This window comes from Kitasatospora sp. NPDC096140 (assembly GCF_040303045.1).
Taxonomy (GTDB): domain Bacteria; phylum Actinomycetota; class Actinomycetes; order Streptomycetales; family Streptomycetaceae; genus Kitasatospora.
In genome coordinates, this window is sequence record NZ_JBEOUW010000002.1 from 234,275 (window position 1) to 259,455 (window position 25,181).

General features: G+C 73.5%; 28 protein-coding genes. 15 read left to right on the forward strand and 13 right to left on the reverse strand.

Annotated elements, in window-relative coordinates:
• The coding region (locus tag ABT048_RS02800; protein ID WP_350519499.1) for a hypothetical protein at positions 1-210 on the reverse strand (210 nt) is incomplete at its 3' end.
• A gap of 24 nt (positions 211-234) precedes the next feature.
• On the opposite strand from ABT048_RS02800, the gene ABT048_RS02805 reads away from it, so the two are divergent.
• A complete protein-coding gene (locus ABT048_RS02805; protein WP_350519500.1) occupies positions 235-843 on the forward strand; it encodes a hypothetical protein in 609 nt (202 codons plus the stop codon).
• Between the two features lie 66 nt (positions 844-909).
• Here the strand turns inward: ABT048_RS02805 and ABT048_RS02810 are convergent, their stop codons facing one another.
• Together ABT048_RS02810 and ABT048_RS02815 are read right to left on the reverse strand one after the other, a co-directional pair.
• A complete protein-coding gene (locus tag ABT048_RS02810; protein WP_350519501.1) occupies positions 910-1,920 on the reverse strand; it encodes an endonuclease/exonuclease/phosphatase family protein in 1,011 nt (336 codons plus the stop codon).
• A gap of 11 nt (positions 1,921-1,931) precedes the next feature.
• On the reverse strand, positions 1,932-2,552 hold the full coding sequence (locus tag ABT048_RS02815; protein ID WP_350519502.1) for a M15 family metallopeptidase: 621 nt from the start codon (positions 2,550-2,552) through the stop codon (positions 1,932-1,934).
• Positions 2,553-2,710: 158 nt separating this feature from the next.
• Between ABT048_RS02815 and ABT048_RS02820 the strand changes: the two genes are divergently transcribed.
• Entirely contained in the window at positions 2,711-3,385 is a 675-nt protein-coding gene (locus ABT048_RS02820) for a response regulator transcription factor (RefSeq protein WP_350519503.1), read from the forward strand.
• Positions 3,382-4,563, forward strand: a complete 1,182-nt coding sequence (locus ABT048_RS02825) for a sensor histidine kinase (RefSeq protein WP_350519504.1) — start codon at positions 3,382-3,384, stop codon at positions 4,561-4,563. Before ABT048_RS02820 ends, ABT048_RS02825 begins: the two co-directional genes overlap by 4 nt.
• A gap of 14 nt (positions 4,564-4,577) precedes the next feature.
• Here ABT048_RS02825 and ABT048_RS02830 read toward each other — a convergent pair whose 3' ends face one another.
• The 3 genes from ABT048_RS02830 to ABT048_RS02840 all read right to left on the reverse strand — a co-directional run bounded on the left by ABT048_RS02830 (position 4,578) and on the right by ABT048_RS02840 (position 9,265).
• Positions 4,578-5,000 carry a carboxymuconolactone decarboxylase family protein gene (locus tag ABT048_RS02830; RefSeq protein ID WP_350519505.1) on the reverse strand — a complete coding sequence of 141 codons (423 nt, stop codon included), beginning with the start codon at positions 4,998-5,000 and terminating at the stop codon, positions 4,578-4,580.
• 218 nt (positions 5,001-5,218) lie between these two features.
• On the reverse strand, positions 5,219-6,322 hold the full coding sequence (locus ABT048_RS02835) for an NADH:flavin oxidoreductase/NADH oxidase (protein ID WP_350519506.1): 1,104 nt from the start codon (positions 6,320-6,322) through the stop codon (positions 5,219-5,221).
• Positions 6,323-6,478: 156 nt separating this feature from the next.
• Entirely contained in the window at positions 6,479-9,265 is a 2,787-nt protein-coding gene (locus ABT048_RS02840; protein ID WP_350519507.1) for an ATP-binding protein, read from the reverse strand.
• Positions 9,266-9,512: 247 nt separating this feature from the next.
• Here ABT048_RS02840 and ABT048_RS02845 point away from each other — a divergent pair, with 247 nt between their 5' ends.
• Both ABT048_RS02845 and ABT048_RS02850 read left to right on the forward strand, forming a co-directional pair.
• A complete protein-coding gene (locus ABT048_RS02845; RefSeq protein WP_350519508.1) occupies positions 9,513-10,472 on the forward strand; it encodes a hypothetical protein in 960 nt (319 codons plus the stop codon).
• A 174-nt stretch (positions 10,473-10,646) separates the two neighbouring features.
• Positions 10,647-11,150, forward strand: a complete 504-nt coding sequence (locus ABT048_RS02850) for an allene oxide cyclase barrel-like domain-containing protein (protein WP_350519509.1) — start codon at positions 10,647-10,649, stop codon at positions 11,148-11,150.
• A 59-nt stretch (positions 11,151-11,209) separates the two neighbouring features.
• On the opposite strand, the gene ABT048_RS02855 is transcribed toward ABT048_RS02850, so the two are convergent.
• The 3 genes from ABT048_RS02855 to ABT048_RS02865 all read right to left on the reverse strand — a co-directional run bounded on the left by ABT048_RS02855 (position 11,210) and on the right by ABT048_RS02865 (position 14,635).
• Positions 11,210-12,613 (reverse strand): MFS transporter, encoded by a 1,404-nt coding sequence (locus ABT048_RS02855; RefSeq protein WP_350519510.1) that lies wholly within the window; start codon positions 12,611-12,613, stop codon positions 11,210-11,212.
• Between the two features lie 374 nt (positions 12,614-12,987).
• A complete protein-coding gene (locus tag ABT048_RS02860; RefSeq protein WP_350519511.1) occupies positions 12,988-13,593 on the reverse strand; it encodes a TetR/AcrR family transcriptional regulator in 606 nt (201 codons plus the stop codon).
• A gap of 79 nt (positions 13,594-13,672) precedes the next feature.
• Positions 13,673-14,635 carry a quinone oxidoreductase family protein gene (locus ABT048_RS02865; RefSeq protein WP_350519512.1) on the reverse strand — a complete coding sequence of 321 codons (963 nt, stop codon included), beginning with the start codon at positions 14,633-14,635 and terminating at the stop codon, positions 13,673-13,675.
• Between the two features lie 309 nt (positions 14,636-14,944).
• Here ABT048_RS02865 and ABT048_RS02870 point away from each other — a divergent pair, with 309 nt between their 5' ends.
• A complete protein-coding gene (locus tag ABT048_RS02870; protein ID WP_350519513.1) occupies positions 14,945-15,358 on the forward strand; it encodes a hypothetical protein in 414 nt (137 codons plus the stop codon).
• A gap of 25 nt (positions 15,359-15,383) precedes the next feature.
• On the opposite strand, the gene ABT048_RS02875 is transcribed toward ABT048_RS02870, so the two are convergent.
• Positions 15,384-16,208: a MerR family transcriptional regulator gene (locus ABT048_RS02875; protein WP_350519514.1), complete on the reverse strand. Its 825-nt coding sequence runs from the start codon at positions 16,206-16,208 to the stop codon at positions 15,384-15,386.
• 100 nt (positions 16,209-16,308) lie between these two features.
• Between ABT048_RS02875 and ABT048_RS02880 the strand changes: the two genes are divergently transcribed.
• Positions 16,309-17,517 (forward strand): erythromycin esterase family protein, encoded by a 1,209-nt coding sequence (locus ABT048_RS02880; RefSeq protein ID WP_350519515.1) that lies wholly within the window; start codon positions 16,309-16,311, stop codon positions 17,515-17,517.
• A 29-nt stretch (positions 17,518-17,546) separates the two neighbouring features.
• Here ABT048_RS02880 and ABT048_RS02885 read toward each other — a convergent pair whose 3' ends face one another.
• On the reverse strand, positions 17,547-18,059 hold the full coding sequence (locus tag ABT048_RS02885; RefSeq protein WP_350519516.1) for an NUDIX domain-containing protein: 513 nt from the start codon (positions 18,057-18,059) through the stop codon (positions 17,547-17,549).
• A gap of 419 nt (positions 18,060-18,478) precedes the next feature.
• On the opposite strand from ABT048_RS02885, the gene ABT048_RS02890 reads away from it, so the two are divergent.
• From ABT048_RS02890 to ABT048_RS02925, 8 genes are all read left to right on the forward strand, one after another.
• Positions 18,479-19,309 carry a helix-turn-helix domain-containing protein gene (locus ABT048_RS02890; RefSeq protein WP_350519517.1) on the forward strand — a complete coding sequence of 277 codons (831 nt, stop codon included), beginning with the start codon at positions 18,479-18,481 and terminating at the stop codon, positions 19,307-19,309.
• Positions 19,306-19,518, forward strand: coding sequence for a DUF397 domain-containing protein (locus ABT048_RS02895; protein WP_350519518.1), 213 nt, complete (start codon positions 19,306-19,308; stop codon positions 19,516-19,518). The genes ABT048_RS02890 and ABT048_RS02895 overlap by 4 nt, the downstream gene beginning before the upstream one ends.
• Positions 19,519-19,528: 10 nt before the next feature.
• Positions 19,529-19,735: a DUF397 domain-containing protein gene (locus ABT048_RS02900; RefSeq protein ID WP_350519519.1), complete on the forward strand. Its 207-nt coding sequence runs from the start codon at positions 19,529-19,531 to the stop codon at positions 19,733-19,735.
• Positions 19,736-19,745: 10 nt separating this feature from the next.
• Positions 19,746-19,958 (forward strand): DUF397 domain-containing protein, encoded by a 213-nt coding sequence (locus ABT048_RS02905; RefSeq protein WP_350519520.1) that lies wholly within the window; start codon positions 19,746-19,748, stop codon positions 19,956-19,958.
• 148 nt (positions 19,959-20,106) lie between these two features.
• The gene (locus ABT048_RS02910; protein WP_350519521.1) at positions 20,107-20,436 is read left to right on the forward strand and encodes a WXG100 family type VII secretion target; all 330 of its coding nucleotides are present in this window, start codon (positions 20,107-20,109) and stop codon (positions 20,434-20,436) included.
• A gap of 30 nt (positions 20,437-20,466) precedes the next feature.
• A complete protein-coding gene (locus tag ABT048_RS02915; protein WP_350519522.1) occupies positions 20,467-21,984 on the forward strand; it encodes a WXG100-like domain-containing protein in 1,518 nt (505 codons plus the stop codon).
• The gene (locus ABT048_RS02920; protein WP_350519523.1) at positions 21,968-22,255 is read left to right on the forward strand and encodes a hypothetical protein; all 288 of its coding nucleotides are present in this window, start codon (positions 21,968-21,970) and stop codon (positions 22,253-22,255) included. The genes ABT048_RS02915 and ABT048_RS02920 overlap by 17 nt, the downstream gene beginning before the upstream one ends.
• Before the next feature lie 75 nt (positions 22,256-22,330).
• Entirely contained in the window at positions 22,331-22,627 is a 297-nt protein-coding gene (locus ABT048_RS02925) for a hypothetical protein (protein WP_350519524.1), read from the forward strand.
• Between the two features lie 63 nt (positions 22,628-22,690).
• On the opposite strand, the gene ABT048_RS02930 is transcribed toward ABT048_RS02925, so the two are convergent.
• Together ABT048_RS02930 and ABT048_RS02935 are read right to left on the reverse strand one after the other, a co-directional pair.
• Positions 22,691-23,413 carry a polysaccharide lyase family protein gene (locus ABT048_RS02930; protein ID WP_350519525.1) on the reverse strand — a complete coding sequence of 241 codons (723 nt, stop codon included), beginning with the start codon at positions 23,411-23,413 and terminating at the stop codon, positions 22,691-22,693.
• Between the two features lie 133 nt (positions 23,414-23,546).
• Complete coding sequence (locus tag ABT048_RS02935) at positions 23,547-24,938, reverse strand: uracil-xanthine permease family protein (protein WP_350519526.1); 1,392 nt, start codon at positions 24,936-24,938, stop codon at positions 23,547-23,549.
• Between the last annotated feature and the right edge of the window lie 243 nt (positions 24,939-25,181).

A 25,181-nucleotide genomic window follows, 5' to 3' on the forward strand; every position in this document is an offset into this window, starting at 1 on the left:
GTTCAGCCCGTAGTGCGCCGCCGTGACGTACGGCAACAGGGCCACGCAGAGCGCGGCGACCACCGCCAGCGCCGACTTCCCGCGCCGAACTTCCCTGCCCCCGTGCCGACTCGGGACCGATCCGGGACACGCCGAGGCCTTGTCGGCCACCCCGCCGGGGCGGAACCTGGGACGGCGGCCGCCACCGACGGCCGCCGGGACGGCCCTCACGGCCGGTCGCTACGGGGGGACGCGATGAACCGCATGACGGGGGCTCTGGGCGCGGCGGTGCTGTTGGTGGCGGCGACCGCCTGCAGCCTGATCGGGAGCGGCGGGTCCGACCGCCACAAGGTGACCCTGCCCGAACCCGCCCCGCCGTCGGCCCAGTGGATCGTGGACGGCCTGTCCCGGGAGGGCGTACGGCCCGAGCAGTGTCCGGCGCCGACCCTGTCGACCCTGGCCGTGCTCGACACCGACGGCCGGACCCGGGCCGAGGTCTTCTGGCTGATCGACAGCATCGACGCCTGCTGGGCGGCCGTCGACCTCGCGGACAACGCCGGAGGGACGGTCGGGTTCGGCTCCATCGAGGGCATGACCGTCGGGCAGCCCGTGCCCTCCGGCCCGCCTCCGGGAACGGAGTGGTACGCCGTCACCGCCTTCCACGGCCGGGTGGCGGACATCAGGGCGACCGGCGCCACCGACCACGTCCTCGGTCCCGTCCACAGCCGCACGGTCGACCTCGGCGGCGGCAAGCTCGTCACCTTCGTCTCCTACGGCATCCGGATCCCCGAGCAGGGCGAGATCCTCACCCTGTACCTGTGCCCCCCGGCCGGCGACTGCCGCGACGTCAGCATGACCGGCTGACGGGAGGCGAGGAGGAGCCGCCGGGCCGGGGAGCGTCGGCCGCAGACGGGGGTCTGCAGACGGGCCCTACGCCCCGAACCTCGCCGCCAGGGGCAGGTGGTCACTGGCGGTGGCGGGCAGGGTCCAGGTGGCGGCGGCCGGCAGGCCGCGGGTGAGGACGTGGTCGATGCGGGCCAGCGGGAAGGCCGCCGGCCAGGTGAAGCCGAGACCGGTACGGGCGGGGGCGAGGCGGCCGGTGAGCGGGGCGAGGGCGCGGTCGTCGGCGGCGGTGTTGAGATCGCCCAGCAGCAGGACCCGGCGCAGCGGCTCCCCGTCCAGTGCGCTGCCGAGCGCGGCGAGGTCGCGGTCGCGGTGCCCGGTGGCGAAGCCGGCGGCGGTCACCCGCACCGAGGCCAGATGGGCGACGTAGACGGCCAACGGCCCGCCGGGGGCCTGGACTTCGGCCCGCAGGGAGCGGTTCCAGCCCGGGTCGATGACCAGCCGCCGCGCCTCCGTCACCGGGTAGCGGCTCCACAGCGCGACGGTGCCGCTGCGGGTGTGGTGGGGCAGCGCCGCGTCCAGCACGCCCCGGTAGGCGGGCAGGGCGGTGTCGGTGACCTCCTCCAGCGCGACCAGGTCCGGGTGGACGGCGAGCAGCGCACGGGCGGTGCCGGCCGGGTCCGGGTTGTGGGCGTTCACGTTGTGGGTGACCACGGTCAGGCCCGCCCCACCGGCCGGCACCCCGCCCGCCGGCGCACCGCTCGCCGCCCCGCCGGACAGCAGCAGCGGCCCGAACAGCACTGCCCACACCGCCGCCGCCACCGCGCCCGCGCAGGCCGCCGCCGGTGCCCGGCGCAGCGCCGCGCACAGCAGCACCGCGACCGCCACCAGGGCGCCCCAGGGCAGGGCGCTCTCCCACAGGCTCCCCAGGCCGACGCCCAGGTCCGGCAGCAGCCGGTGGCCGCCCAGGGCGAGCGCGGTGAGCAGCCCCAGCACGGCGGGCACCCGCCCGCGCCGCCACCGGGGCACCGACCGCCACCGCGCCGCCCGCTCCACGCCCTCGGGCGCACCGGCGGTCGCATCCGCACCGGCGGACACCACGCGCCCCCTCACCCGGCGGCGTCCGGCAGCTGCGCCGGGCACGTTCCGCCCGGCGCGGTGAGCAGCTCGAAGTGCCACATCTCGTTGGCGTACACCTGGCACAGCCCGTACCGGGCGCCGTTGCGGATCAGCCAGTCGTCGGCAGCGGTCGGGCCGATGTCCACCGCCCTGCCCGTGACGTGCGCGGACTTCTCCGGCGTGTTGACGAACTGCCGGGCCTGCTCCACGCTCCCGTACCTGGCCACCGCCCGGTCCAGCAGCCGCTGCTGGTAGGCCTTGCTGCGCCAGCCGGACGTCACGGTCATCTCCACGCCCCGCTCCCGCGCGTCGCCGGCCGCCCGCCGCAGGGCCTCCAGCAGCGGCTTGTCGAGGTTGCGCACGGCCGGGGCCTCGTCGTCGAAGGGGCTCAGCGTCGTGCCGTCGGGGATCGCCCCGTCCGCCGCCGTCCCCGCCGGGGAGGGGGTCGCGCCGACGGTGGCCGCCAGGGTCCGCAGAGCGGCCCCGGTGCCCGGCGGGTCGGCGGCGCACGCGCCGGCCAGCACCAGCACCGCCGCCGCCCCGGCCCCCGCCGCCGTCCGCCGCCCGCCCCGGGCCCTCCGCCCGGGTGCCGTCCTGCGCACCGCGTCCATCCCTGCCTCCCGATGTCCCTCGTGGTCCTTCGTCCGTTGCCGGACCATTCGACGGGGCACGGTGTTGCGAGGACGTCTGCGCAGGCCGATACGTTTTCGATAGGCCCCATCGGGTCCAATAGGGGGACGAACGACACAGACAGGCGGGAGAACGGCACGTGCGGGTCCTGGTGGTGGAGGACGAGATCTACCTCGCCGAGGCGGTCCAGGCCGGACTGCGGCTGGAGGCGATCGCCTGCGACATCGTCACCGACGGCGACGCCGCGCTGGAACGCCTGGCCGTCCACGCCTACGACGTCGTCGTCCTCGACCGGGACATCCCCGGCACCCACGGCGACGACGTCTGCCGCAGCATCGTCGAACGCGGCCTGGGCTGCCGCGTCCTGATGCTCACCGCCGCCGCCCGCCTGAACGAGAAGGTCGCCGGCTTCGAACTCGGCGCCGACGACTACCTCACCAAGCCCTTCGACCTGCCCGAACTCGTCGTCCGGCTGCGCTCACTGGCCCGCCGCCCGGCCCAGGCCGCCCCGCCCGTCCTGGAGTACGCCGGGCTGCGCCTGGACCCCTTCCGCCGCGAGGTCTACCGCGACGGCCGCTACGTCGCCCTCTCCCGCAAGCAGTTCGCCGTCCTGGAGGTCCTGATGACGGCCCGCGGCGGCGTCATCAGCGCCGAGGACCTGCTGGAACGCGCCTGGGACGAGAACGCCGACCCCTTCACCAACGCCGTCCGCATCACCATCTCCGGCCTGCGCAAACGCCTCGGCGACCCCTGGGTGATCCAGACCGTGCCCGGCGTCGGCTACCGCCTCGGCGACGAGGACACCACCCGATGACCACCCGGCCCGGCCCCCGCCCCGGCCCCCGCCCCCGCCGTCTGACCGCCCGGATGCGCCTGACCCTCAGCTACGCCCTCTTCGCGGTCACCGCCGGCGCCCTCGCCCTCGCCGTGGTCTACGTCGGCATGCGCTACATCCCGAACTACCCCCTGACCTCCTCCAACCCGCGCTACCGCTCGGACGCCCCCTCCCGCCAGGAGATCCTCGACTCCCTGCTCACTGCCGGCGGCTACGCGCTCGCCCTGATGACCGCCGTCGGCCTGGCCGGCGGCTGGCTGATCGCCGGCCGGGTGTTGCGCCCGCTGCAGGACATCACCCGCGCCGCCCACGCCGCCGCCGGCGGCGCCCTGGAGCACCGCATCGCCCTCACCGGCCCGCGCGACGAGTTCACCGACCTCTCCGACGCCTTCGACGAGATGCTCGAACGCCTCCAGCGCTCCTTCGAGGCCCAGCAGCGCTTCGCCGCCAACGCCTCCCACGAACTGCGCACCCCGCTGGCGATCACCCGCACCATGCTCCAGGTCGCCGCCGCGGACCCGGCCGGCCAGGACTGGGGCAAGCTCGTCACCCGCCTCCAGGACACCAACCAGCGCGGCATCGAGATCAGCGAGGCCCTGCTCCAGCTCGCCGACCTCGGCCACACCCCGCCCGACCTCGCCCCCGTCGACCTCGCCGACACCACCCGCGAGGCCCTGGCCGCCGTCCACGACGAGGCCCGGGCCTCCGGCACCACCCTCACCGCCGACCTGCGCCCCGCCCCGACCACCGGCAACCCCGTCCTGCTGCGCCAGGCGGCCGTCAACCTGCTGCACAACGCGCTGCGCCACAACCTGCCGGCCGGCGGCCGCGTCACCGTCACCACCGGGCCCGACCCCGAGCAGAGCGGCCGGGTGCGCCTCGCCGTCGCCAACACCGGCCCCCTCCTCACCCCGCAGGCCGTGGCCACCTTCACCGAACCGTTCCTGCGCGGACGCGGGCGCACCGCCGAGGCCGACCCGGCCCGCCGCGGCCACGGGCTGGGCCTGGCGATCGTGGCCGCCGTCACCGAGGCCCACCACGGCGAGCTGCGCCTGACCCCCGACCCGGCCGGCGGCCTGCTGGTGACCCTCGCCCTGCCGCAGACCCCGCCTGCCGGGCTTACCGGGCCTGCCGGGCCTGCCGGGTCCGGCGGCTGAGGGCCGCCGGCCCGTCAGGTGCCGGTGACCGGCAGCAGGCCGCGCTCGGCGAACACCTTCTTGGCGACGAAGGTGGCGTTCAGGGCCTTCGGGAAGCCGCAGTAGGCGGCGGAGTGCAGCAGCGCCTCGACGATCTGCTCCGGGGTGAGCCCGACGTTGAGCGAGGCGTTGACGTGGACCTCCAGCTGCGGCTCGCAGCCGCCGAGGGCGGTGAGCATGCCCAGGGTGACCAACTGGCGGTCGCGCGGCGCGAGCTGGGGGCGGCTGTAGATCTCGCCGAAGCCCCAGGCGACGACCTGGTGCCCGAGCTCGGGGTTGATGTCGTCCAGCGACTCCACGACCCGGCGCCCGACCTCGCCGTCGATGCGGTCGAGCACCTCCATCCCGTGCGCGAAGCGCTCCCGGCGGGTTCCTGCGTCGTTCGCGGCCGTATCCATCGTGCTGCTCCTCTTCCGGCCGCCCTGTCGGCGGCCACGTCCCTCGTGACCGGGTCCGGTGCCCGCCGACTGCGGCGGGCCGGACCCACGGCAGAACCGTAGGACTTGGAGTGCACTCCAACTCAAGCCCGACACCTCCGCCCGACATCTCCGCCCGCCGGGAGGGCCGCCGCAACGGCCCGTCGCAACGGCCCGGCGGGCGGAGGTGTGCCGGGGCGTCAGGCGCGGTGGTACTGGACGGGGGAGGGGACCTCGCCGCCGAGCTCGGCGGCGGCGCGGCGGGCCCAGTACGGGTCGCGCAGCAGTTCGCGGCCGAGCAGCACGGCGTCGGCGCGGCCCTCGGCGACGACGGCCTGCGCCTGGGCGGGGTCGGTGATCAGGCCGACGGCGGCCACCGGCAGGCCGGCCTCGTTGCGCACGGCCTCGGCGAAGGGCACCTGGAAGCCGGGCGCGGCCTCGATCCGGGCGTCGGGGACGAGGCCGCCGGTGGAGACGTCCAGCAGGTCCACGCCGTGCGCCTGGAGCTCCTTGGCGAGGCGGACGGTGTCCTGCGAGGTCCAGCCCTCGCGCCCGTCCTGCGGGTTCTCGGTGAGCCAGTCGGTCGCGGAGACGCGGAAGAAGACCGGCAGCTCCTCGGGCCACACCGCGCGCACCGCGTCCACGACCTCCAGCGCGAAGCGGATGCGGCCCTCGAAGGAACCGCCGTAGCCGTCGGTGCGGCGGTTGGTGTGCGGGGAGAGGAACTGGTGGATCAGGTAGCCGTGGGCGCCGTGGATCTCGGCGACCTGGAAGCCGGCGTCCAGCGCGCGCCGGGCGGCGTCGGCGAACTGGCGCACGATCCGGCCGATCTGCTCCCCGGTCAGCTCCTGCGGCGCGCCGTGGCCGGGGGAGAAGGGCTCGGCGCCGGGGCCGACCGGCTGCCAGCCGTGCTCCTCGTCGGCGGCGAGGGCGCGCCCGCGCTCGACCCAGGTCCGCTCGGTGGACGCCTTGCGCCCGGCGTGGGCGAGCTGGATCGCGGCGACGGTGCCCTGGGACTTCAGGAAGGCGGTGATCCGGCGGAAGGCCGCGGCCTGCTCGTCGTTCCAGATCCCGAGGTCGTACGGGCTGATGCGGCCCTCAGGGCTGACCGCGGTGGCCTCCGTGATGATCAGCCCGGTGCCGCCGGCGGCGCGCGCCGCGAGGTGGGTGAAGTGCCAGTCGGTCGGCACGCCGGCCGCGTCCCCGTCCGGCATCGCGCTGTACTGGCACATCGCCGGCATCCAGATCCGGTTGGGGACGGTCAGCTCCCGCAGGGTGTACGGGGTGAAGAGGGTGGTGCTCATGTCGGAGACTCCCGGTGGGGTCGGCGGCGCCGGGGACGGCGTGCATGCCCGCGCAACTGATTGCAGCTGCAACTTATGTCCTCAAGATAGTTGCACGCGCTGGTCATTTGCAAGGGGGTGCCCGGCCCGCCTGGCCCCACCCGCCTCCCTCCTGCCTCAGTCCGCGCCCAGCAGGGCCCGGGCCCGCTCCGCCAGGCCGTCGGCGTGGCACCGCACGGCCAGCTCCAGCCCCCGGACGAGCGCCGCCCGGCCGCCCGCGCCGCCGCCCCGCGCCTCCCCCAGGTCGACCAGGGCCAGCGCGTGCTCGTAACGGGCGGGCGAGCGCTCCAGCCGACCGACCGCCTCGGTCAGCAGCTCCACGGCCCGGGGCCGCTCGTGCACCGCGGCGCACAGCCGTAGCGCACTGCCGACGGCCGAGTCCGTGCCCGACACCCGGGCCCGGCGCACCCCCTCCCCGGCCAGGCCGCGGGCCCGCTCCGGCTCCTCGGCGGCCACCGCGCGCGCCAGGTGGCCCAGCCACGGCGCCCACACCGTGTTGCGCCACCCGCGCGCGTCCAGGGCCTCTCCGGCGGCGGCCAGCGTCGCCGCCGCACCCGCCGCGTCACCCCGGGCCAGCAGCAGCCGCCCGTACAGCGTCGGCGCGTCGGGCAGCGCCATGACCGTCGGGTACGGCGGGCCGAAGGCGTGCTCGCGCGCGAGCTCCAGCGCCTCCTCCAGCCGCCCGCGCGCGGCCAGGGTCTCGGTCAGCGCCCCGACCGCGTCCCAGTGCAGCGGGGTGCCCGGACCGAACCGCCGGGCGATGCGCAGCGCCCGGCGCAGGTAGTCCTCCGCCGCGGCGAGCTCCCCGCAGCGGAAGCGGAGCATGCCGGTCAGCAGGTAGGCGAAGCCGAGGTGGCCGCCGCTCCACCCGGCGACCTCGTAGGCGCGCACCGCCTCCCCGAACAGCTCCTCCGCCCGGTCGACCCGGTCGGCGTAGAGGTAGCTGATGCCCAGGATCCCGGGCAGCTCGAAACCCCAGGTGGTGTTGGTCCAGCCCAGGCTGCGCGGCAGCCGGCCGCCCGGCAGTGCGGACTCGCCCAGCGCGATCGCCTCCGCGCTGTCCACCCCGCGCAGCGTGAGGTCCCAGCAGCGCAGCACGGCCACCGCGTGGGCCAGGCCGTCGTGTTCGAACACGGCCCCGCCCGGCGCCGACCCGTCCCCGCCCGTACCGGCATCGACCTCGGCATCGGCATCGGCATCGCCGTCGGCGCCGAGGTCGGTGAAGGCCAGGCCGACCGTCGCCAGCATCCGGTCGAACTCCGCGAGCCGCCGGGAGCGCCCCGGCCCGTCCGCGTCCTGCGACTGGAACGCGGCGAACATGAAGTGGGCGACCTCCAGGCGCAGCCGCCCCGGCCCCGGCGAGGTCCGCGCGGCCTCCTCGGCGCACAGCGCCGCCGCCTCGTCGACCCGGTTGCTGTGGGCCAGGGCCTGGGCCAGCCGGAACACCGCGTCCACCCGCAGCCCCGGCCCCGGCCCGTACGGGTCGGCCAGCGCCAGGCGCAGCTGGTTGACCGTCGTCGCCGGATCGGTCAGCAGCGCCGAACAGCCCAGCTCGTACAGCACCGTGGCCCGGTCCTCGTCGGCGGGCGGCTCGCTGATGGCGCGGCGCAGGCAGCGCTGCGCCGCCTCGGGCGCGCCGATGGCCAGGTGCTCGCGGGCCGCCCGGCGCAGCTTGTCGACGATCTCGCCGTCCCCCTCGGGCAGGATCTCCAGCAGGTGCCGGGACGCCGCGAGCAGGCCCAGGCCGGCGTTCTCCAGCTCGACGGCGGCGACCCCGTGCATCCCGGTCCGGGCGGCGGGCGGCATCGACTGGTAGACGGAGGTGGCGACCAGCGGGTGGACGAACTCCAGCCGGCCCGACTGGGGGCCGGTCAGCACCCGGTGGCGGCGCAGCTCGCGGACGGACTGGGCGGCGGTCTCCGGGCCCTGGGCGCAGATGGTGGCGGCGAGGTCGGGGCGGATGTCGGTGTCCAGCACGGACGCCGCCCAGGCGAAGCGCAGGGTGGTGGGGCCGAGCCGGTCCAGCCAGTGCCGCAGCGTCATCCCCCGTGCGGTGGCGGCGAGTTCGCGCAGCTGCCCGGTGCTCTCCTCGACCGGGTCGAGCCGCTGGTCGGCCACCTCGCGCAGCAGCGCCGCGGTCTCGTACGGGTTGCCGGCCGTGACCGCCCAGACGTGCCGGCAGAAGGCGTCCTCGGCCTGCGCGCCCAGGGCCGCACGGACCAGGTGCGCCACCGAGTCCGGCCGCAGCGGGCGCAGTTCGTGCCGGCGGTCGGCCCGGTCGGTGAGGCCGCGCTGCAGCGCCAGGGCGTCGTCGGGGAACTCGTCGCGGCAGGCGAGCACCAGCAGCGCCGGCAGCTCCCGGGCGCGCACCGCGAAGCCCGCCAGCCAGCCGAGCGACTCCGGGTCCGCCCAGTGCAGGTCGTCGACGAGCACGGCCACCGGGGAACGCAGCTGCACCAGCCGGGTGAGGACGAAGTCCAGCCCGTCCCGCACCCCCTGCGGGTCGAGCTGCCCGCGCGGCGCCGCCAGCCCCGCCGCCGGGCCGACGACGTCCTCCCACGGCCCGAACACCCGGGCCCGCTCCTCGTCGGACAGCGCCGCCAGCACCGGACGCACCAGCTGGCGCACCACGTGGAACGGCTCGTGGCACTGCCTCTGCCCGCCCCGGCCGAACAGCACCGTGCAGCCCGCGCGCCGCGCCGCCCGCCGCACCTCGGTCAGCACCGCCGTCTTGCCCAGCCCGGCCGCGCCCGTGTACAGCAGCAGCTCCCCGACCTCGGTGCCGACGGGCCCGGTCAGCGCCTCGATCGCCCGCCCCGCCGAGCGGATCTCGGCCTCGCGCTCGTGCAGCACACCGCCCTCCGCGCCGGACCTGCCGTCGTCCCCGGGCTTCGCCTCGGTCACCGTCGCTCGCCTCCAATACACCGTATCCGGACGGTCGTTGAGGGGTCGACGGTACTGCTGCGGGAGCGGCCGCGGTGCGCGCTTGACAAAGCCGACCGGCGGCGGGGCCGAAAATCCGTCGGCCCCGGCCGCCCGGCCCGCGATACTCGTCAGCCGGTGCCGGTGCCGGTGCCGGTGCCGGTGCCGGTGCCGGTGTCGATGTCAGTGCCGGGCCGCGACGGGCCGGAGGGGACGGGGGAGCGCGTACGTGGAGGTCTTCACCTGCGAGGGCTGCGGCACCGCGCTGACCACCCCGCTGTCCCGGGCCGCCTTCCCCCTCTACGCCGGCCACATCTACGGCAACGGCCACCCCATGCCCGTCCTGATGGACGCGGGCACCTACGCCGTCGACGAAAGCCCCGACCGGCAGCACCGCCCGATCGTGATCGCCCCCGGCGACGCCGTCGGCACCCTCCTCGTCCCCGAGCGCAACGCCGGCTTCTGCTGCGGCCTCGACGGCCGGGACGGCCCCAACCTCGCCTGCGCCGGCTGCGGCCGGGAGGTGGCCACCCGGGTCGACGACTGCTCGCTGTGGCAGGCGACCTGGCTGGAGCCGACCGCGGTGCGCCCCGTCGCGGTGGGCCCCGCCCGTCCGGTCGCCGACTGGGCGCAGCTCGGCGAACAGCGGCGCGGCACCCCGCTGCTGGACCTGCAGGGGGAGTGGGACCCGCGCTGGGAGTCGGAGCTCTCCGTGACACTGGCCCACCTGGTCGCCGCCGCGGACGGCTCGCCCGTCACCGTCCCCGACGGGCCCCTCGCGGACGCCTTCCGCCGCTTCCTCGCCGCCCTCCCAGCGGGGCGGCCGCCCAAGCGGGCGGTCCTGGCCGGCCCGGGACTGCCCCTGCCCGAGCCCCTGCCGGACATCGCCGTCGTCCCGCAGCACCCGCAGACCGCAGAGCCCTGGCCGACACCCCCCGGGGTGGTCGCGGCCCCGCTGGCCCTCGGGTTCTGGCGCCACCTCGCCTTCCACCAGGAGCACCCCACCAGGCCCACCGCCGGCGGCCTGCCCCCGGGCGTCGAACGCGACGACCCCCTGCCGCCCCACCCCCGGCGCCCCGTCCTGCCGCTCGACCACACCTTCCTCCAGGCCCTGGAACGGATCCCCGGCATCCGCCCGGCCTGGCTGGCCTCCGTCCGCGACAACGCCCGCGCCCTGCTCCTGCCCTGACCGGCGGCCGGTCAGGGCAGGACCCGCAGCGGCTCACGGCCCCGTCACCCGGATGACGAGCAGAGAGCGCCGCGCCCCTTCGTCCACCGCACTGTGGGACGGGCCCGGGCAGATCGGATGCCAGGTGACACCCGGTCACCGGCCGCTGCCCGCGAATCAGCCGGGAGAGGCAACATGTCCCGTTTCAAGGATCTCGGCCCGACTGCCGCCGGCACTCTGGCCGCCGTCCTGCTGTGCGGCCCGTCGGCCGTGGCCGCCGGGCCTCCCGCCGACCACGGCCCGTCCGGGCAGCAGAAGACCTTCACGCTGCTCGCTCAGGTGACCAGGGAAAGCCTGCTGCACCTGGGAACGGGCGACGCCCCCAGCCAGGGCGATCAGATCGTCTTCGCCGAGGACCTCCTGCGCGACGGTGAGAAGGTCGGACACGGCGGCGGTGCCTGCACCGTCACCTTCCTCGCGAGGCCCGGCGCCGGTGAGGCGCAGTGCCAGGTCACCACCGCGCTGCCCGGCGGGCAGCTGACCACGCAGGGGCTCCAGTCCTTCGCCGACCACGTGCTGGGCGAGTTCGACGTCGCGATCACCGGAGGAACCGGAGACTTCCGCTCCGCCGGCGGCTTCGTCCACGGCGTTCCGCGCAGCGCGACCGAGATCGAGCTGACCTTCCACCTCGACCGCTGAGTACGGACGGCGCCGCCCGGGAGGATCCCGGGCGGCGCCGTCGGTTCATGTACCGGTCGTCAGCGCACCGGCTGGGGGACGCGCTGGGCCGGGACGCCCGACGCCGCGCTCCTGGCGGCCCCGGCGGCCTCGGCGGACGCGGCCGGCGAGGCGCCCAGTGCGGTGCCGCGGGTCTCCTCCGCCCACAGCACGCACACCAGCAGGCCGAGCGCGGTGGTGCCGGCGGCGATCAGCATGGTCGGGCCGGTGCCGAGCCCGGTCAGGGACAGCGGCAGCAGGTAGGTGCCGACGGCCGCGCCGATCCGGCTGACCGAGGTGGCCACGCCCACGGCGGTGGCCCGGATCTCGGTGGGGAACAGCTCGTTGGGGTAGGTCCAGTCGAGCACATTGGGCCCGCCGCACAGGAACGCGTACGCGCACAGCGCGGTCAGGGCGATCGCGGCCGGGGCGGTGGGCCACACGCCGAGCAGGGCCAGCGGGACGGTCATCAGCGCGAAGGACCAGATGATGACGGGGCGCCGGCCGCGGCTGTCGATCAGGCGCAGCGCCGGGTAGCAGCCCAGCAGGAAGACCAGGCTGATCAGCCCGGTGCCCAGGGTGTCCATGACGGTGCCGCCCGGCATGCCGAAGGACGACAGGATCTGCGGGCCGAAGGTGAGCATCGCGAACAGCGGGCCGACCTGGAACAGGAAGAACAGGCCGCAGAACAGGGTGCGGCGCCGGTAGGGCTGGGTCATCAGCAGGCGCAGCCCGGCGGGCCGGCCGCGCTCGGCCGGATCGGGCATCAGCTCGCGGCCGTCGACCCGGACCCCGAGGTGCTTCTCGACCACGCGCACCGCATCGCCGACCCGCCCGTTGGCGGCCAGCCAGCGCGGCGACTCCGGCGAGCCGCGGCGGATCACCAGGAAGACCACGCACAGCACCGTGGAGCTCGCCAGCATCCACCGCCAGCTGCCCGGACCGGCCAGCTCCAGGAACAGGTAGCCCACCACGTAGGCGAGCACGGAGCCCGCGTACCAGGCGACGATCTGCTGGCCGAGCAGGCGGCCCCGGTGCTTGGCGGGCAGCCACTCGGCGAGCAGTGAGGTCGCGATCGGGTAGTCGGCGGCCACGGCCATGCCGAGCACGAAGCGCAGCACGGCGATCGCCCACACCTGGTCGACCCAGAACGAGAGCACCGAGCAGGCGACCATCACGAGCAGGTCGGCGGTGTACATCACCTCCCGGCCGATCTTGTCGGTCAGCACGCCGAAGAGCGCGCCGCCGACGAACATGCCGACCAGGGCGGCGGCGCCGATCAGGCTGACCTCGGCGGTGGACAGCCCGAGGTCGGGGCGCATCCCGATCAGGGCGACGCCGACGATGCTCAGGATGTAGCCGTCCAGCAGCGGCCCGCCGGAGCAGGCGAGCGCCAGCCTTCGGTGGAAGGCGGTATACGGGGCGTTGTCGATGGTCTGGGACATGGGCTTGGGGTCCTCCGGAGCGTACGGCGGCGGGCGGGGCCCGCTCCCGTGCGCCGGGTAGACGGCAGGGGAACGACGCCGCCCACGTCGGACGGCGCCATCGCCCGATCACACCGGGCGACCGTCCAGGGTTGCCCCGGTCGGCCAGGGTCACCACGAGGTCCAAGGTCAAAGGGATTGATGACCTTGGTCCCGAAGCGGACAGGACCTCCGACCGTGCCGATCCAAGGCATTCCCAGTCCTGCCGGGGCCGAGCGCCGCCCAGCCGCCACAGCGGCGCCGAACCGCACACACAGCGTGACCCTCGTCACCCCGAGGGCCTGAAGCGGCCTTTGTCTGTGGGGCTTCCCACAACGGCGGGGGTGCGGCCCCCCTCAGCCGGCCGCACCGGGCCGGGCCGCCCGCAGCCGGTCGAGACCCACGTCCAGGGCGGCCTCCAAAGGCGCGATCGAACCCGTGGTCATCAGGATCAGCACCCCGCCCTGGACCCCGGCCAGCAACGCCGCGGCCTCCCGCTCGGCGTCCAGCGCCGGGTCCACCTCGCCGGCCCCCTGCAGATGCCGCACGCCCGCCGCGAGCTGCCCCTGCCACTGCGCCAGCAACTCGCCGGCCACCGCCCGGGCCGCGCCGGTGGCCGAACCCAGCTCGGACAGCGCCACGTGCAGCGGGCAGTCCACGCCCTGCGCGCGGTAACGGGCGACGACCTTCTCCCGCCACCGCCGCCACGCCGCCCAGGAGGTGAGCGCGCCCAGCTCGGGCTGCTGGTCGTCGAGGACCCGGGCCGCCTCGTGGCGGGCGACGGCCAGCAGCAGTTCGTCCTTGCCACCGGGGAAGTAGTGGAACAGCTGGCTCTTGCTGGTCGCGGTGCGGGCCATGACGTCCTCCAGCCGCAGCGCGAAAACGCCCTCCTCGCGGATCCGCCCGGCCGCGCCCTCCACGATGCGCTGCCTGGTCGCGGCACCCTTGCGGGTCAACGGCACGTGCCCTCCCGGTACTGGTCGTCCTGCTCGTCCTGGTCGTCCTGGTCCTCGGGTCCGATCCTCGCGCAGCGCGGGCCCCTCACGGGAGGAGCATCAGCTTGCCGGTGGTACGGCGGGACTCGATGTCCGCGTGCGCCCGGGCCGCCTCGGCCAGCGGGTAACGGCCGGAGACCCGCATGGTCAGCCGCCCGTCCAGGAGCAGGTCGAACAGCTCCCCGCTGCGCCGCACCAGGGCCTCGCGGGTGGCGACGTGGTGGTGCACCACCGGGTAGGTGAGCAGGATGCTGTTGGGCAGGTCCGTGGGCCGCAGCGTGGGCACGCCCATGAACGGGCCGTAGTACGCGTGCACCCCGTGCGGGCGCAGGGCCAGCTGCGAGGAGGCGAAGGTGTCGGCGCCACCGCCGTCGTAGACGACGTCGGCCCCGCGGCCGCCGGTCAACTCCCGTACGGCCTCCTCGAATCCGGCGCCGGAGTGGACCAGCACCCGGTCGGCGCCGGCCTGCCGGGCGGCGTCGGCCTTCTCCTCGCGGGAGACCAGACCGATCACGTTCCCGCCGCGGGCCTTGACCAGCTGGGTGAGCAGCAGGCCCACCCCGCCGGCCGCCGCGTGCACCACCGCCGTGTCGCCCGGGCCGATCCGGTAGGTCTCGGTGCTCAGGTGGTTGGCGGTCAGGCCCTGCATCAGCACACCACCGGCGACTTCGTCCGGCACGCCGTCGGGCACCTTGACCAGGGAGGCGGCCGGGACGGCGAGCAACTCGGCGTAGCTGCCCGGGTGGTAGAACCAGGCGACCCGCTCGCCGACGGCCAGGCCGTCCACCCCCGGACCGAGGGCGGTGACGTACCCCATGCCCTCGGCGCCCAGCACGGCGGGCGCCGCCCAGCCGCCGGTGCCCTGCGTACGGGCGCCGACGTCCATGTAGTTCACGCCGGCCGCCCCCAGACGCACCAGCGCCTCGCCGGGGCCCGGCACCGGGTCCGGCAGCTCGGTCCAGCGCATGACCTCGGGGCCGCCGTGCTCCTCGATCCTGATCGCGTGCATGGGGTGACCGCCTTCCTGTGCGGGCTCGTCCGGGAGGGAACGAACAGCACGGTAGGCAGCAGGAATTGGACCCTCAAGTCCAGAAAACCTGCAGGCGGAGGCGGCGCGGCAGGCGTCGCGGCAGGCGTCGCCCACGCCCGCTCGCGCCCGGCGGCGGGCGCATCGTTTCAGCCGTCGTCGAACCTTCGACGGATCGCACGGCATGCGGTCCCCCTATCCTGCTACGGCAGCTCGTGGGTCGGCGGCGGCGAGCTCGGACGGCCTCCGGCGGCCGCCGCGCCCGTACCCGTCCGGAGGAGAGGCGGCAGAATGACCACCGATCAGACAGTGGGGATCCCCGGCTGGGCGGAGGGCCGGGGAATGATCATCCGCGGGGGGACGGGCCGGAATGCGGACTCCCTGGTCCACTCCTACGCGCACGGCGGCCGGCGCGCGCTGCCGGTCGTCGTCTTCGCGCAGTCGACCGTACGGGACCAGACGGACGCGGCGGTCAGGAACCTGCTCGGGCGGGGGGACCGGCCCGAGTGGCTCGACCTCGTCGAGGAGGCGCCCGCGCCGGTCGTGGTCGAGGGCGCCGCCGTCGCCGCACGGCGCCGCCGCTCCGCCGACGGCCGCGTGTCGTGCGCGAGCTTCGCCTGGCGGGGGGCCTTCGTCGCCGTCGCCTCGTGGGAACACCCGCTCGACGCCGCGTTCTTCGCCTCGCTCGGCGCCGTCGCCCCCTAGGTCGCGGCGTCGCCGTCCCGGGCCGCTACCCGGCGGGAGCCAGCGGTACGGCGACGTCCGCCACGTGCTCGTCCGGGGCGGCGGTCGCCCAGTTGGGGTGGTACACCTCCCGGTCGGAGCCCGCGCGTTCGTGGCCGTGGTCGGCGAGCCAGGCGGCGACGGCGTCGTGGGCGGCGGCCATCGTGGCGAAGTCGCCCTGGCGCCGGGTCAGTTCGGTGTACGCCTCGCGGTGGGCGGGCTCGACGCGCAGCCCGAAGGGGCCCTCCGGTTCGAGGGCGGCCCCGGTGGGCGCGCAGACCTCGACCAGGGCGTCGGAGTCCTCGGACACCAGGCCGTGGTAGACGGCGAACAGCGGCCCGGACAGGCAGGCTCCGGCCTGCTCCAGCCGCGCGAACAGCAGCTGTGAGGCCTCGGCGAGGAAGCCGGGCAGCTCGGCGGCGCCCACGTGCCGCCGCACGAACAGCACCTGCTGCTCGGGCACGTCACGCTCGTTGATCTCGTACACGGTCGGGGTCCTTCCGGTCAGCACTGCTCGGGCGTAGCCCACCGCCTCCCGGCGGGCCGCGTGCACGTCCTCCTGCTCGCGCCAGTACGCGAGCAGCAGCTGTTCACCCTCGGAGCCGCCCGCGTCGAGCACGGCGGCGATCGGCGCCAGCGGCAGCCCGGCGGCACGCAGCAGCGCGATCCGCCGGGCCCGCTCGACCTGCCCGGGGCCGTAACGGCGCACCCCGCTGTACGGGTCGGTGACGGCGGGCCGCAACAGCCCCCGCTCGTCGTACAGCCGCAGGGCCTTGACGCTCAGCCTGGTGCGGGCGGCGAGCTCCCCGATGGTGATCAGTTCCTCTGGCACGCGGGCCACTGTGCCCCCTGCCCCTGGGGGAGGGGCAAACCGGGGCCGAACCGGATCGGGGCTTGACTTCAAGTCAGCTTGAGGAACCAGGCTGAGCGGCATGCCGAACGACACCGCACCCCTTCGCCACCCCGCCCCTCACCAGGCCGACCCGACAGACCGTCAGAGCGCCCCTGTCCTCCCGCTGGCCGACGCCGAGCTCGACGAGATCGCCGGACGACTGGCCGCCGGGGCGACGGTGGTCGGCATCGGGGAGTCCACGCGCTTCTCCCGGGAGACCTTCGGCGTACGGGACCAGCTGTTCCGCCGGCTGGTACGGGACCACGGCTTCCGCGCACTGGCCGTCCAGGACGGCGCCGGTGCCGCCGCGGCCCTCGACGCCTACGTGGGCGGCGGCGAGGGTACGGCCGCCTCCGCGCTGGCCGGCGCCTGGCGGCCGTGGCGCACCGAGGAGATGGCCGGCGCCCTGGAATGGATCCGGGCGTTCAACCGCGACCACGCGGACGACCCGGTCCGGATCATCGGCGTGAAGCCGGCCCAGGCGGCGCCCGCCGACTACGACGCCGTCCTGGAGCACGTGCGCGCGTCGGCGCCGCAGCGGCTCGCGCAACTGGCGGCCCACCTGGACCCCATCCGCACCGCCCACGCCGTCGACGAACACGTGCAGCGCGCGCAGGGAGTCCACCCGGGGCGGCCGTTCGCCGAACACGCCCGCGACGCACTCGCGCTCGTCGAATCCCTCCCGGGCGGTGATCACGACGTGCTGGCGCGGATGCGGCTGATCCTGGAGTTCCACGAGCGCAGCGTCGCCGGCCGCGGCACCTACGCCGGCGAAGCCGAGGTGGGGGCCGACATCATCGCCGACTTCCAGCACGGCACCGGCCTGCGCACCGTCTACTGGGACGGCATCGCCCACACCTCCGCAGCCGAGACGGTACTGGGCCTGGCACCCGAGCGCGGCCCGCAGGCCACCGTCGGCAGCCTGCTGCGCAAGCACCACGGCGGGCAGTACGTCTCCGCGGCGATCGGCTTCCACCACGGCTACCTCGGCATCGCGCTCGTCCCCGACCCGGGCGCGGACCTGGTCGACGCGAAGCTCGGCGAGCCGGACCGGCCCGCCCGCTGGCTGGACCTGCGCCACGACGACGCCCGCAGCCGGTGGGACGGGCCGGCGAAAGCGCGTGTCATCAGCGGCGTCTACACCCCGGAGCGCGACGCCGCCGAACACCTGGCCGTCGCCTCCCTGGCCGAAGCCTTCGACATCCTCGTCCACCTCCGCGAGGTCACCCCGGTGCACTGGCTGCCGTGAGCCCGGCCGGGGCCGGCCCGGGCCCCCGGTCAGCCGACCGGGACCGGGACGCCCCGGATGAGGAGCGGGAGGCCGGCGCCGTGCTCCCAGGCGTCCCAGGCGTCCTCGACACGGCGGTACTGGTCATCGGCCATGACCCGGTGCAGCTTGGCCTGGGCGACCCAGTGCAGGGCGCGGACGCCCTGCGGAGGCTGGTACGGGCGGACGACCCCCGCCTGCCGGGGCGTCACCACGCCGCCTGCGTAGACGAAGTCCAGGCCCTCGGGAAGATTATCGGTCGCGGGGGAGTAGTCGACCGTGAGGATGGTGCGCAGCGGTAGGACGAGCCCGGTCTGCGTTTCGAGATGACGGCGGGCCGCGAGATGGGGCAGCTCGTCCTGCTCGGCGGAGCCGCCGGGCAGCGTCAGCCCGTCGTGGTGGACGGAATCGACCAGGAGGACGAAGAAGTCGCCCGACCCTCCGGGATCCTCCCGCAGGACGAAGGCCTGGTGGCCCCATCGCCGTCCGGGGGGCTTGCTGACGAGGCGGGGCGACGTGCTCAACTCTGCTCCAGGTATGAGGAACTGCTGTCGGACGAGAGCGGCCACCCGTCGAACGGCCGACGCCGCGGCCTCCCGCAGGTGCCCGGCGCGAACTCCCGCGGATCCAGCGACCGGATCGCGGAGAGGGGGACCCGCCGCTGGGGCCCGCTCGCCCCCAGCGGCCGAAGCACCGCCTTGCCGAACACGGCCTCCACGAAGACGCCCTCACTCGGCTTCCCGTTCCCCGAGTCGCTGAAGTCCCGCACCACCTCGTGGAGTTGGAACAGGGGGTCGGGTCTCTGCGCGTCAGGCATAGGGTCTCCAGGAGTCGCGCTGCGCTTCCGGTAAATCACCGGCTGTAGCCATGATGGCGCGATCGCCCTTACGATTGCCAGCGTCTTACCTTTGACAGCAATGTCGTGTGAAGGAGTCGAAGGATCATGGCTGAAGCCGATGTTGATGCTCAGGTGTCACCGCAAGTCCGCTTCGGTCAGGAGCTTCGCAGGTCACGACGGGCGAAGCGCTGGTCGCAGACCGAGGCGGCCGGGCGCCTGGGATACTCGGGTGCACACATCTCATATGTCGAGAACGGGAAGCGTTCCCCAACACGGTCATTGGCTGTTAAGGCTGATGAGGTGTTCGGAACAGGCCAGCGGTTCTACGAGTTGTGGCGGCGATTCAGCCGGGCAGCGCTCTTGGAAGGATTCGCCGAGTTCGCCGACGCCGAAGCTCGATGTCGACGGTTGCGAACGGTAGGCCTGGTCATCGTTCCCGGCCTCCTCCAGACTCCTGGGTATGCAAGGGCGCTGGCGCAGGCAGCTGTCAGGCGTGGTGCGATCACACAGGTCGAGGCCGATGAACGCACCGACTACCTGGCTTTGCGTCAGGAGATCTTCAGCCAGAAGAGCCCGCCTGCGCTTCACGCGGTGGTTGAGGAGGGGGTGTTGCTGCGTCCCGTCGGTGGACCGCAGGTCATGGCCGAGCAACTGAGGCACCTTGAGGGCTTGGCCGAGCGCCCGAACATCACCGTACAGGTCGCCCCGTTCAGCATGGGGGAGAACCTTGCGTTCACACTGCCGGTCGTTCTGTTGAACCTCCCCGACCACACGGTCGTGGGCTACGCGGAATCGACGGCGAGGGGTCACCTAGAGCGGTCACGTGCAACAGTTGCGGGATGGGAGAGTGACTACGATCAGCTCCTGGTGGAGGCGCTGCCGAAGGCCGCATCCCAGGAGATGATCCGCAGGGCCCGAAAGGAACTCCAATCATGACCGACCGCGTAGACCTGTCCGGCGCTTCCTGGATCAAGTCCTCGTACTCCAACAACGGGGGCGACTGTGTCGAGGTTGCTGCCGACTTCCCTGGCCTGACTCCGGTTCGCGACTCGAAGGACCCGCAGGGGCCGGCCCTGCTCTTCCCCGCCGAGGCCTGGGTGTCGTTCGTTGCCGCTGTCCGCAGCGGCGAGTTCGGTGCAGTCTGAGAGGAATGCCATGACCGACCGCGTGGATCTGGCGAGCGCCAAGTGGCGCAAGAGCACCTACAGTAACGGCGGGGGCGGCTGCATCGAGGTGGATGATGCACACCCCGGCAGGGTCCGTGACTCCAAGGACCCGGACGGTCCGGCCCTGATCTTCCCGGCCGAGGCCTGGGCGTCGTTCGTCGCTGCTGTCCGCAGCGGGGAGTTCGGCGAAGTCTGAGAGGAGCGTCATGATTCCCCGTGTAGACCTGTCCGACGCCGCATGGTTCAAGAGCAGCTACAGCAACAACGGTGGTACTTGCGTCGAGGTGGCTCCTGACTTCCCCGGCCTGGTCCCGGTCCGTGACTCGAAGGATCCCCAGGGGCCCGCTCTCGTCTTCCCCACGGCGGCTTGGGCGTCGTTCGTCGCTGCTGTCCGTGGTGGCGAGTTCGGCTCGGTCTGAACCTCATATGCCGCAGGCCCGGACCGCCTCCGTAGGCGGTCCGGGCCTGCGGGCGTGATCGATGTCACGCTCCAGAACTGAAACCTCGCCAGTTCGTTGGTCAGTCTGACCACGGGACTGGTCAGTCGACAGACAGCGCGGGGGCACCATGGCGGATGACGGGGCGAAGGCGGGTGGGCCGGAGTTCAAGGTCCGGCCGGGGGAGTTGACGGACGCCGCGCCGACCTTCGAGAACCAGAGCAAGGCGCTGAAGACGGCGCTCGACACGCTCAAGCGCAGTCTGGCCGACGCGGGCAGTCCGTGGGGTGGTGACAAGCAGGGCAACGAGTTCGCGACGGCGTACAACGGTCCGCACGACAAGGTGCTCTCGGCGCTGGACGTCCTGGTCCAGGGGCTCGGCAGCATCGGCGCGGGGCTGCGCGCGCATGCCGACAACCATGCCGGGGCCGACGACCACGCCAAGAACCTGCTGTCGTGACCCGTCCCGTCCCTTGCCTCGGGCCGGCCTGTGGGTGAGTCCACGGTCGCGAAGGCCGTCCAGAAGGTCACCGGCATGTGGTGGCCGGATGCGGACCCGGACAAGTTGCGCAAGGTCGCCGACGCGTGGGAGGCGATGGCCACGGCCATCGACAACGTCACCGCGCCGACCAATCAGGCCGCGGCCGCCATCGTGGCCAACAACCACGGCCCGGCGATCGACGCCTTCGGCACGTTCTGGGGCCGGTACTACGGCGGCAAGGACAGTGCGGGCAAGGGCAAGGGCTGGTTGCCCGACACCGCGGAGGCGTGCCGGAGTCTGGCCAAGGCGCTGCGGGAGTTCGCCCACGAGGTCGACAAGGCGATCAAGAAGCTGGAGGAGGAGGCCGCGATCGTCGGCGGCACCCTGCTCGTGGGTGGCGCCCTGGCGTTCGTGACCTTCAGCATCTCGGCGGACATCGCCGTCGCCACCGCCGCGGGCATCGTCGCCACCGCCGCGTCGGTCGGTGTCGCGGTCTCCGAGGTCGTGGCGACGATCGCGGCGACGATTCTGGTCGGTGCCGTGTTCGGTGCGGTCGAGGCGATCGCCGTGGACGTTGCCGTGGCTCAGCCGATTCGGGTGGAGTTCTTCGGTGACGGGGGCTACAGCCTGACCGAGGCCGCCGACTCGGCCGAGACCGGCGGCATCATGGGTGCGGCCGGCGGCGGGCTCGGCGCCGGCGGCCGCGTCGTCGTCAACGCCGCCGAGCGCGCCGAGAGCGCGTCGGTCGTCCTCGCTGGCCTGGCCAAGGCCGCCAACGCCGCCGACACCGTCCCCGGGCGCATGATCACCGGCGCCGGCCTCAGTGTCGGCTACGACGCCGAGTTCAAGACCGGGCCCGTCATGCCCCTCGACGTCGTCGTCGGCGCTGCCGGCGGCGCGGCAGGGCCACGCGGACGCCCCGGCGAGAACGTTCCACGCGGCCCGAGGCATGCCAAGCCAGTCGAGCTGCCGATGCCCGGGAAGCTGCCGCTTGAGTACGTTGAGGATCACCCGAGTATCGCGAAGGTGGAAACGGAGCTGGCACTTGTGCCGGGCCCTATCCTCGACAAGGTCTGGGACCATCTGAAAGAGGTGCCGGGCGGCGGGATCAGCATCGGCCCCAGGCCCATCACGCAGCTTCCGGGCGGCTACCATCTCGCCGGCGTGAACCCGGTGGGGGGCACTTCACCGGCGGAATACATACCTGGCATGTACGTACCCGGCCAGCGTAGACTCCTGGTCAATTCGATTGCCGAGACACCCACTAGTGTTGCGGTCCATGAGTTCGGGCACGCGGTCGATGAGGCCTACGGCAATCTGAGTCGCCAGCCGGAGTGGCTGCATGCACGACAGCAGGCCCTGGACCGGATCGGCGACAATCCGCTTTTGGATGCGTACACCCGCCAGCCGCACGAGTACTTCGCCGAGGCGTTCAATCACTGGACTGCAGGAACGCTGGACCAATTCACTTACGGCGACCGCGTGGCGGCGCAGATTCTGGAGGGTTACTTTGAGCGAGCATTCTGATTCCGAGACTTACCACGTCACCGGGCATCCGATGCTCGACGCCAATGGTGTCACGATCTGGCAGCGGTACGGGGGAAAGGCTCCGGAGGGGTTCTTCTACGACGGGTGGCACAAGTTCGTTCCGGGGGACCCTCGCTACGACGAGCTGCTTCCGGCAGCTCGGCAGAATCCGCAGGTCGTCGCGGAGAGCAAGACCCCGGTCAACCCCGAGAACTTGGCCAAGGTGAAGGAGATGCTGCGCCAGACGCGCGAGCGGGACGCGGAGCAGTAGCAGGACCCGTGGGACCGGTTTGTTCGCAGGTACTGCCGCGCAAGCTGCGGGGCGGCGCAGATTCTGGAGGGGTATTTGAGCGAGCATTCTGATTCCGAGCCCTACCACGTCACCGGGCACCCGAGGCTCGACGCCGACGGCGTCACCATCTGGCAGCAGTACGGCGGAAAGGCTCCGGAGGGCTTCTTCTACGACGGGTGGCACAAGTTCGTGCCGGGGGATCCGCGTTACGACGAGCTGCTCCCGGTGGCACGGCAGTATCCGCTGGTCGTCGCGGAGAGCACGGCCCCGGTACGCCCCGAGAGCTTGGCCAAGGTGAAGGCGATGCTGCGCTGGACGCGCGAGCGGGACGCGGAGCACGAGCAGCCCTGACATGCCGCAGGCCCGGGCCGCTCCCACATGCGGTCCGGACCTGCGGACGTTTCCGCGCCCCTCTTACGAGCCGGCGGTGGCGGCCTCCAGCGTGGTGGCCATCACCGGGCTGGTGAAGGTGTTCGTGGCGTCGCCCGTGGACTCGTGGTACGAGCCCCACTTGAGGTAGTTGCGGTTGCCGTCCCAGGTGGTGCCCTTGAAGGTGCCCGAGCCGGTGGTGAAGGTCTGCTTCTTGCCGTCGAACCAGAAGTCGATCGTTCCGTCGGTGCGGCCCAGGCGGATCTTCAGCGCGTAGGAGTGCCACTGGCCGTTGGCCGTCGGCGCGGTCCACAGGGTGTGCGAGACGTGGTCGGTGTCCCACTCCTGGAGCCGGATGCGGCCGTTGGTCGCGTCGATCTCGATCGGGTGGTTGGCCGTGTCGGTGCTGGGGTCGCACTTCAGCTGGAAGACGTAGCGGCTGTTGGCGTCCTTGATGTCCACTTTGGACGACCAGCCCAGGTAGAAGGTGTCGCCGTTCTTCAGGTCGGGGCTCAGCGTCTCGCAGCGTTCCTGCCCGGCGGCCTGGTAGGCCCGCCACACCTTGCCCTTGGCGGTGTCGTTCACGACCTTGAAGTTTCCCGAGGCGCACTGCACGGCGGCGAAGGAGGACGCCCCCTTGCCGGTGTTCGGGGTCCACAGGACCTGCCCCGCCGCGCTGCTGGGGGTCACCGAGGCCCAGGAGAGTGCGAGCACGGCGGCTGCCACGCTCCCGTAGGCGAGCTTGCGGCGGTCGGTCAGGTCGGACATGCCTCTCCCGGGGTGGTCGGACGGTCGGCGTGGGCGTATGCAGCGATTCGACCATCCGTCGGGCCCGCGAACCAGGCGGAATCACGGGCGGAAGTAACCCCGGGGCCACTTCCGCCCGTGTCCTCGCGAGCCGTCAGCTGCCGCCCTCGGCGGCCTGCTCGTCGTACGAGGAGGTGCCCTCGTCCAGCAGCGGCTCCTGCGTCTTGAGGTGGGCGGGGGCGAGCGCCCGCAGCGCGTGGTAGCCGGTGATGACCACGAGGGTGCCCAGGGCGATGCCGCTGAGGCTGAAGGTGTCGGTGAACTTCAGCGTCACGTTGCCGATGCCGATGATGATGCCCGCCGCGGCCGGCACCAGGTTGAGCGGATTGCGCAGGTCCACCCCGGACTTGGTCCAGATCTGCGCGCCGAGCAGGCCGATCATGCCGTACAGGATGACGGTGATGCCGCCCAGTACTCCGCCGGGGATCGCGGCGACGACGGCGCCGAACTTCGGGCAGATGCCGAACAGCAGGGCGAAGCAGGCCGCCGCCCAGTACGCGGCGGTGGAGTAGACCCGGGTCGCGGCCATCACGCCGATGTTCTCCGAGTACGTGGTGTTGGGCGGGCCGCCGACGGCGGTGGAGAGCATGGAGGCCACGCCGTCCGCCGAGATCGCGGTGCCCAGCTTGTCGTCCAGGTTCGCGCCCGTCATCTCGCCGACGGCCTTGACGTGTCCGGCGTTCTCCGCGACCAGCGCGATCACCACGGGCAGCGCGACCAGGATCGCGGACCACTGGAAGGACGGGCCGTGCAGGGTGGGCAGGCCGACCCAGTCGGCGTTGCCGACGCCCGACAGGTCCAGCCGCCAGTGGTCGGTCATGTGCCCGCTCGCGTCCACCGAGTGGATCTTCCCGAAGACCCGGTCGAACAGCCAGGAGATCCCGTACCCGAAGACCAGCCCCAGGAAGATCGCCACCCGCGACCAGAAGCCGCGCAGGCCCACCACGGCCAGCCCGGTGAAGAACATCACCAGCAGCGCCGTCCACTGGTCCTGCGGCCAGTACGTCGACGCCGTCACCGGGGCCAGGTTGAAGCCGATCAGCATGACCACCGCGCCGGTGACGATCGGCGGCATCGCCGCGTGGATGATCCGCGCCCCGAACCGCTGGACCGCCAGGCCCACCAGGAACAGCACCGCGGCCACGACGAACACCGCGCCGGTCACCGTCGCGCTGGTGCCGCCCTGCGCCCGGATCACCGCGGCGACGCCCACGAAGGACAGCGAGCAGCCCAGGTAGCTGGGCACCCGGCCGCGGGTGGCCAGCAGGAAGATCACGGTCGCCACGCCGGACATCATGATCGCGAGGTTCGGGTCGAGCCCCATCAGGACGGGCGCCACGAAGCTGGCCCCGAACATCGCCACCACGTGCTGGGCGCCCAGTCCTGCGGTACGGGGCCAGGAGAGCCGTTCGTCGGGGCGGACCACCGCCCCCGGTGCGGGCGTGCGCCCGTCACCGTGCAGCTTCCAGCGCACGCCGAGATCCATGATGAGGTATCGCTTTCTCTGTACTTCCGGGTAATGTTCCGCACCATTCTGGTGGCCGCCGGGTGTTCCGCCGAATCGCCGCGTCCCGTCCGTGCGTTCCAGGGGCCCGGCATCATGCCTGGTCAGAGCCTGCCCGGGCGTTCCAGCGTCCCGGACTGCCCGGGACGGCTGGCGGCCGGGACGGATCACCGCGCACGCTTCGGTCATCCGGCGGGCGGCGTCCCGCCGCCCGGGCGGCTCCCG

Coding starts and splice junctions, on each gene's coding strand:
- ABT048_RS02935 (WP_350519526.1), bottom strand. CDS start 24,938: ATGGATCTCGGCGTGCGCTGGAAGCTGCACGGTGACGGGCGCACGCCC.
- ABT048_RS02900 (WP_350519519.1), top strand. CDS start 19,529: ATGACCGACCGCGTGGATCTGGCGAGCGCCAAGTGGCGCAAGAGCACC.
- ABT048_RS02870 (WP_350519513.1), top strand. CDS start 14,945: ATGACCACCGATCAGACAGTGGGGATCCCCGGCTGGGCGGAGGGCCGG.
- ABT048_RS02835 (WP_350519506.1), bottom strand. CDS start 6,322: ATGAGCACCACCCTCTTCACCCCGTACACCCTGCGGGAGCTGACCGTC.
- ABT048_RS02815 (WP_350519502.1), bottom strand. CDS start 2,552: ATGGACGCGGTGCGCAGGACGGCACCCGGGCGGAGGGCCCGGGGCGGG.
- ABT048_RS02895 (WP_350519518.1), top strand. CDS start 19,306: ATGACCGACCGCGTAGACCTGTCCGGCGCTTCCTGGATCAAGTCCTCG.
- ABT048_RS02805 (WP_350519500.1), top strand. CDS start 235: ATGAACCGCATGACGGGGGCTCTGGGCGCGGCGGTGCTGTTGGTGGCG.
- ABT048_RS02825 (WP_350519504.1), top strand. CDS start 3,382: ATGACCACCCGGCCCGGCCCCCGCCCCGGCCCCCGCCCCCGCCGTCTG.
- ABT048_RS02865 (WP_350519512.1), bottom strand. CDS start 14,635: ATGCACGCGATCAGGATCGAGGAGCACGGCGGCCCCGAGGTCATGCGC.
- ABT048_RS02830 (WP_350519505.1), bottom strand. CDS start 5,000: ATGGATACGGCCGCGAACGACGCAGGAACCCGCCGGGAGCGCTTCGCG.
- ABT048_RS02910 (WP_350519521.1), top strand. CDS start 20,107: ATGGCGGATGACGGGGCGAAGGCGGGTGGGCCGGAGTTCAAGGTCCGG.
- ABT048_RS02880 (WP_350519515.1), top strand. CDS start 16,309: ATGCCGAACGACACCGCACCCCTTCGCCACCCCGCCCCTCACCAGGCC.
- ABT048_RS02855 (WP_350519510.1), bottom strand. CDS start 12,613: ATGTCCCAGACCATCGACAACGCCCCGTATACCGCCTTCCACCGAAGG.
- ABT048_RS02930 (WP_350519525.1), bottom strand. CDS start 23,413: ATGTCCGACCTGACCGACCGCCGCAAGCTCGCCTACGGGAGCGTGGCA.
- ABT048_RS02850 (WP_350519509.1), top strand. CDS start 10,647: ATGTCCCGTTTCAAGGATCTCGGCCCGACTGCCGCCGGCACTCTGGCC.
- ABT048_RS02905 (WP_350519520.1), top strand. CDS start 19,746: ATGATTCCCCGTGTAGACCTGTCCGACGCCGCATGGTTCAAGAGCAGC.
- ABT048_RS02890 (WP_350519517.1), top strand. CDS start 18,479: ATGGCTGAAGCCGATGTTGATGCTCAGGTGTCACCGCAAGTCCGCTTC.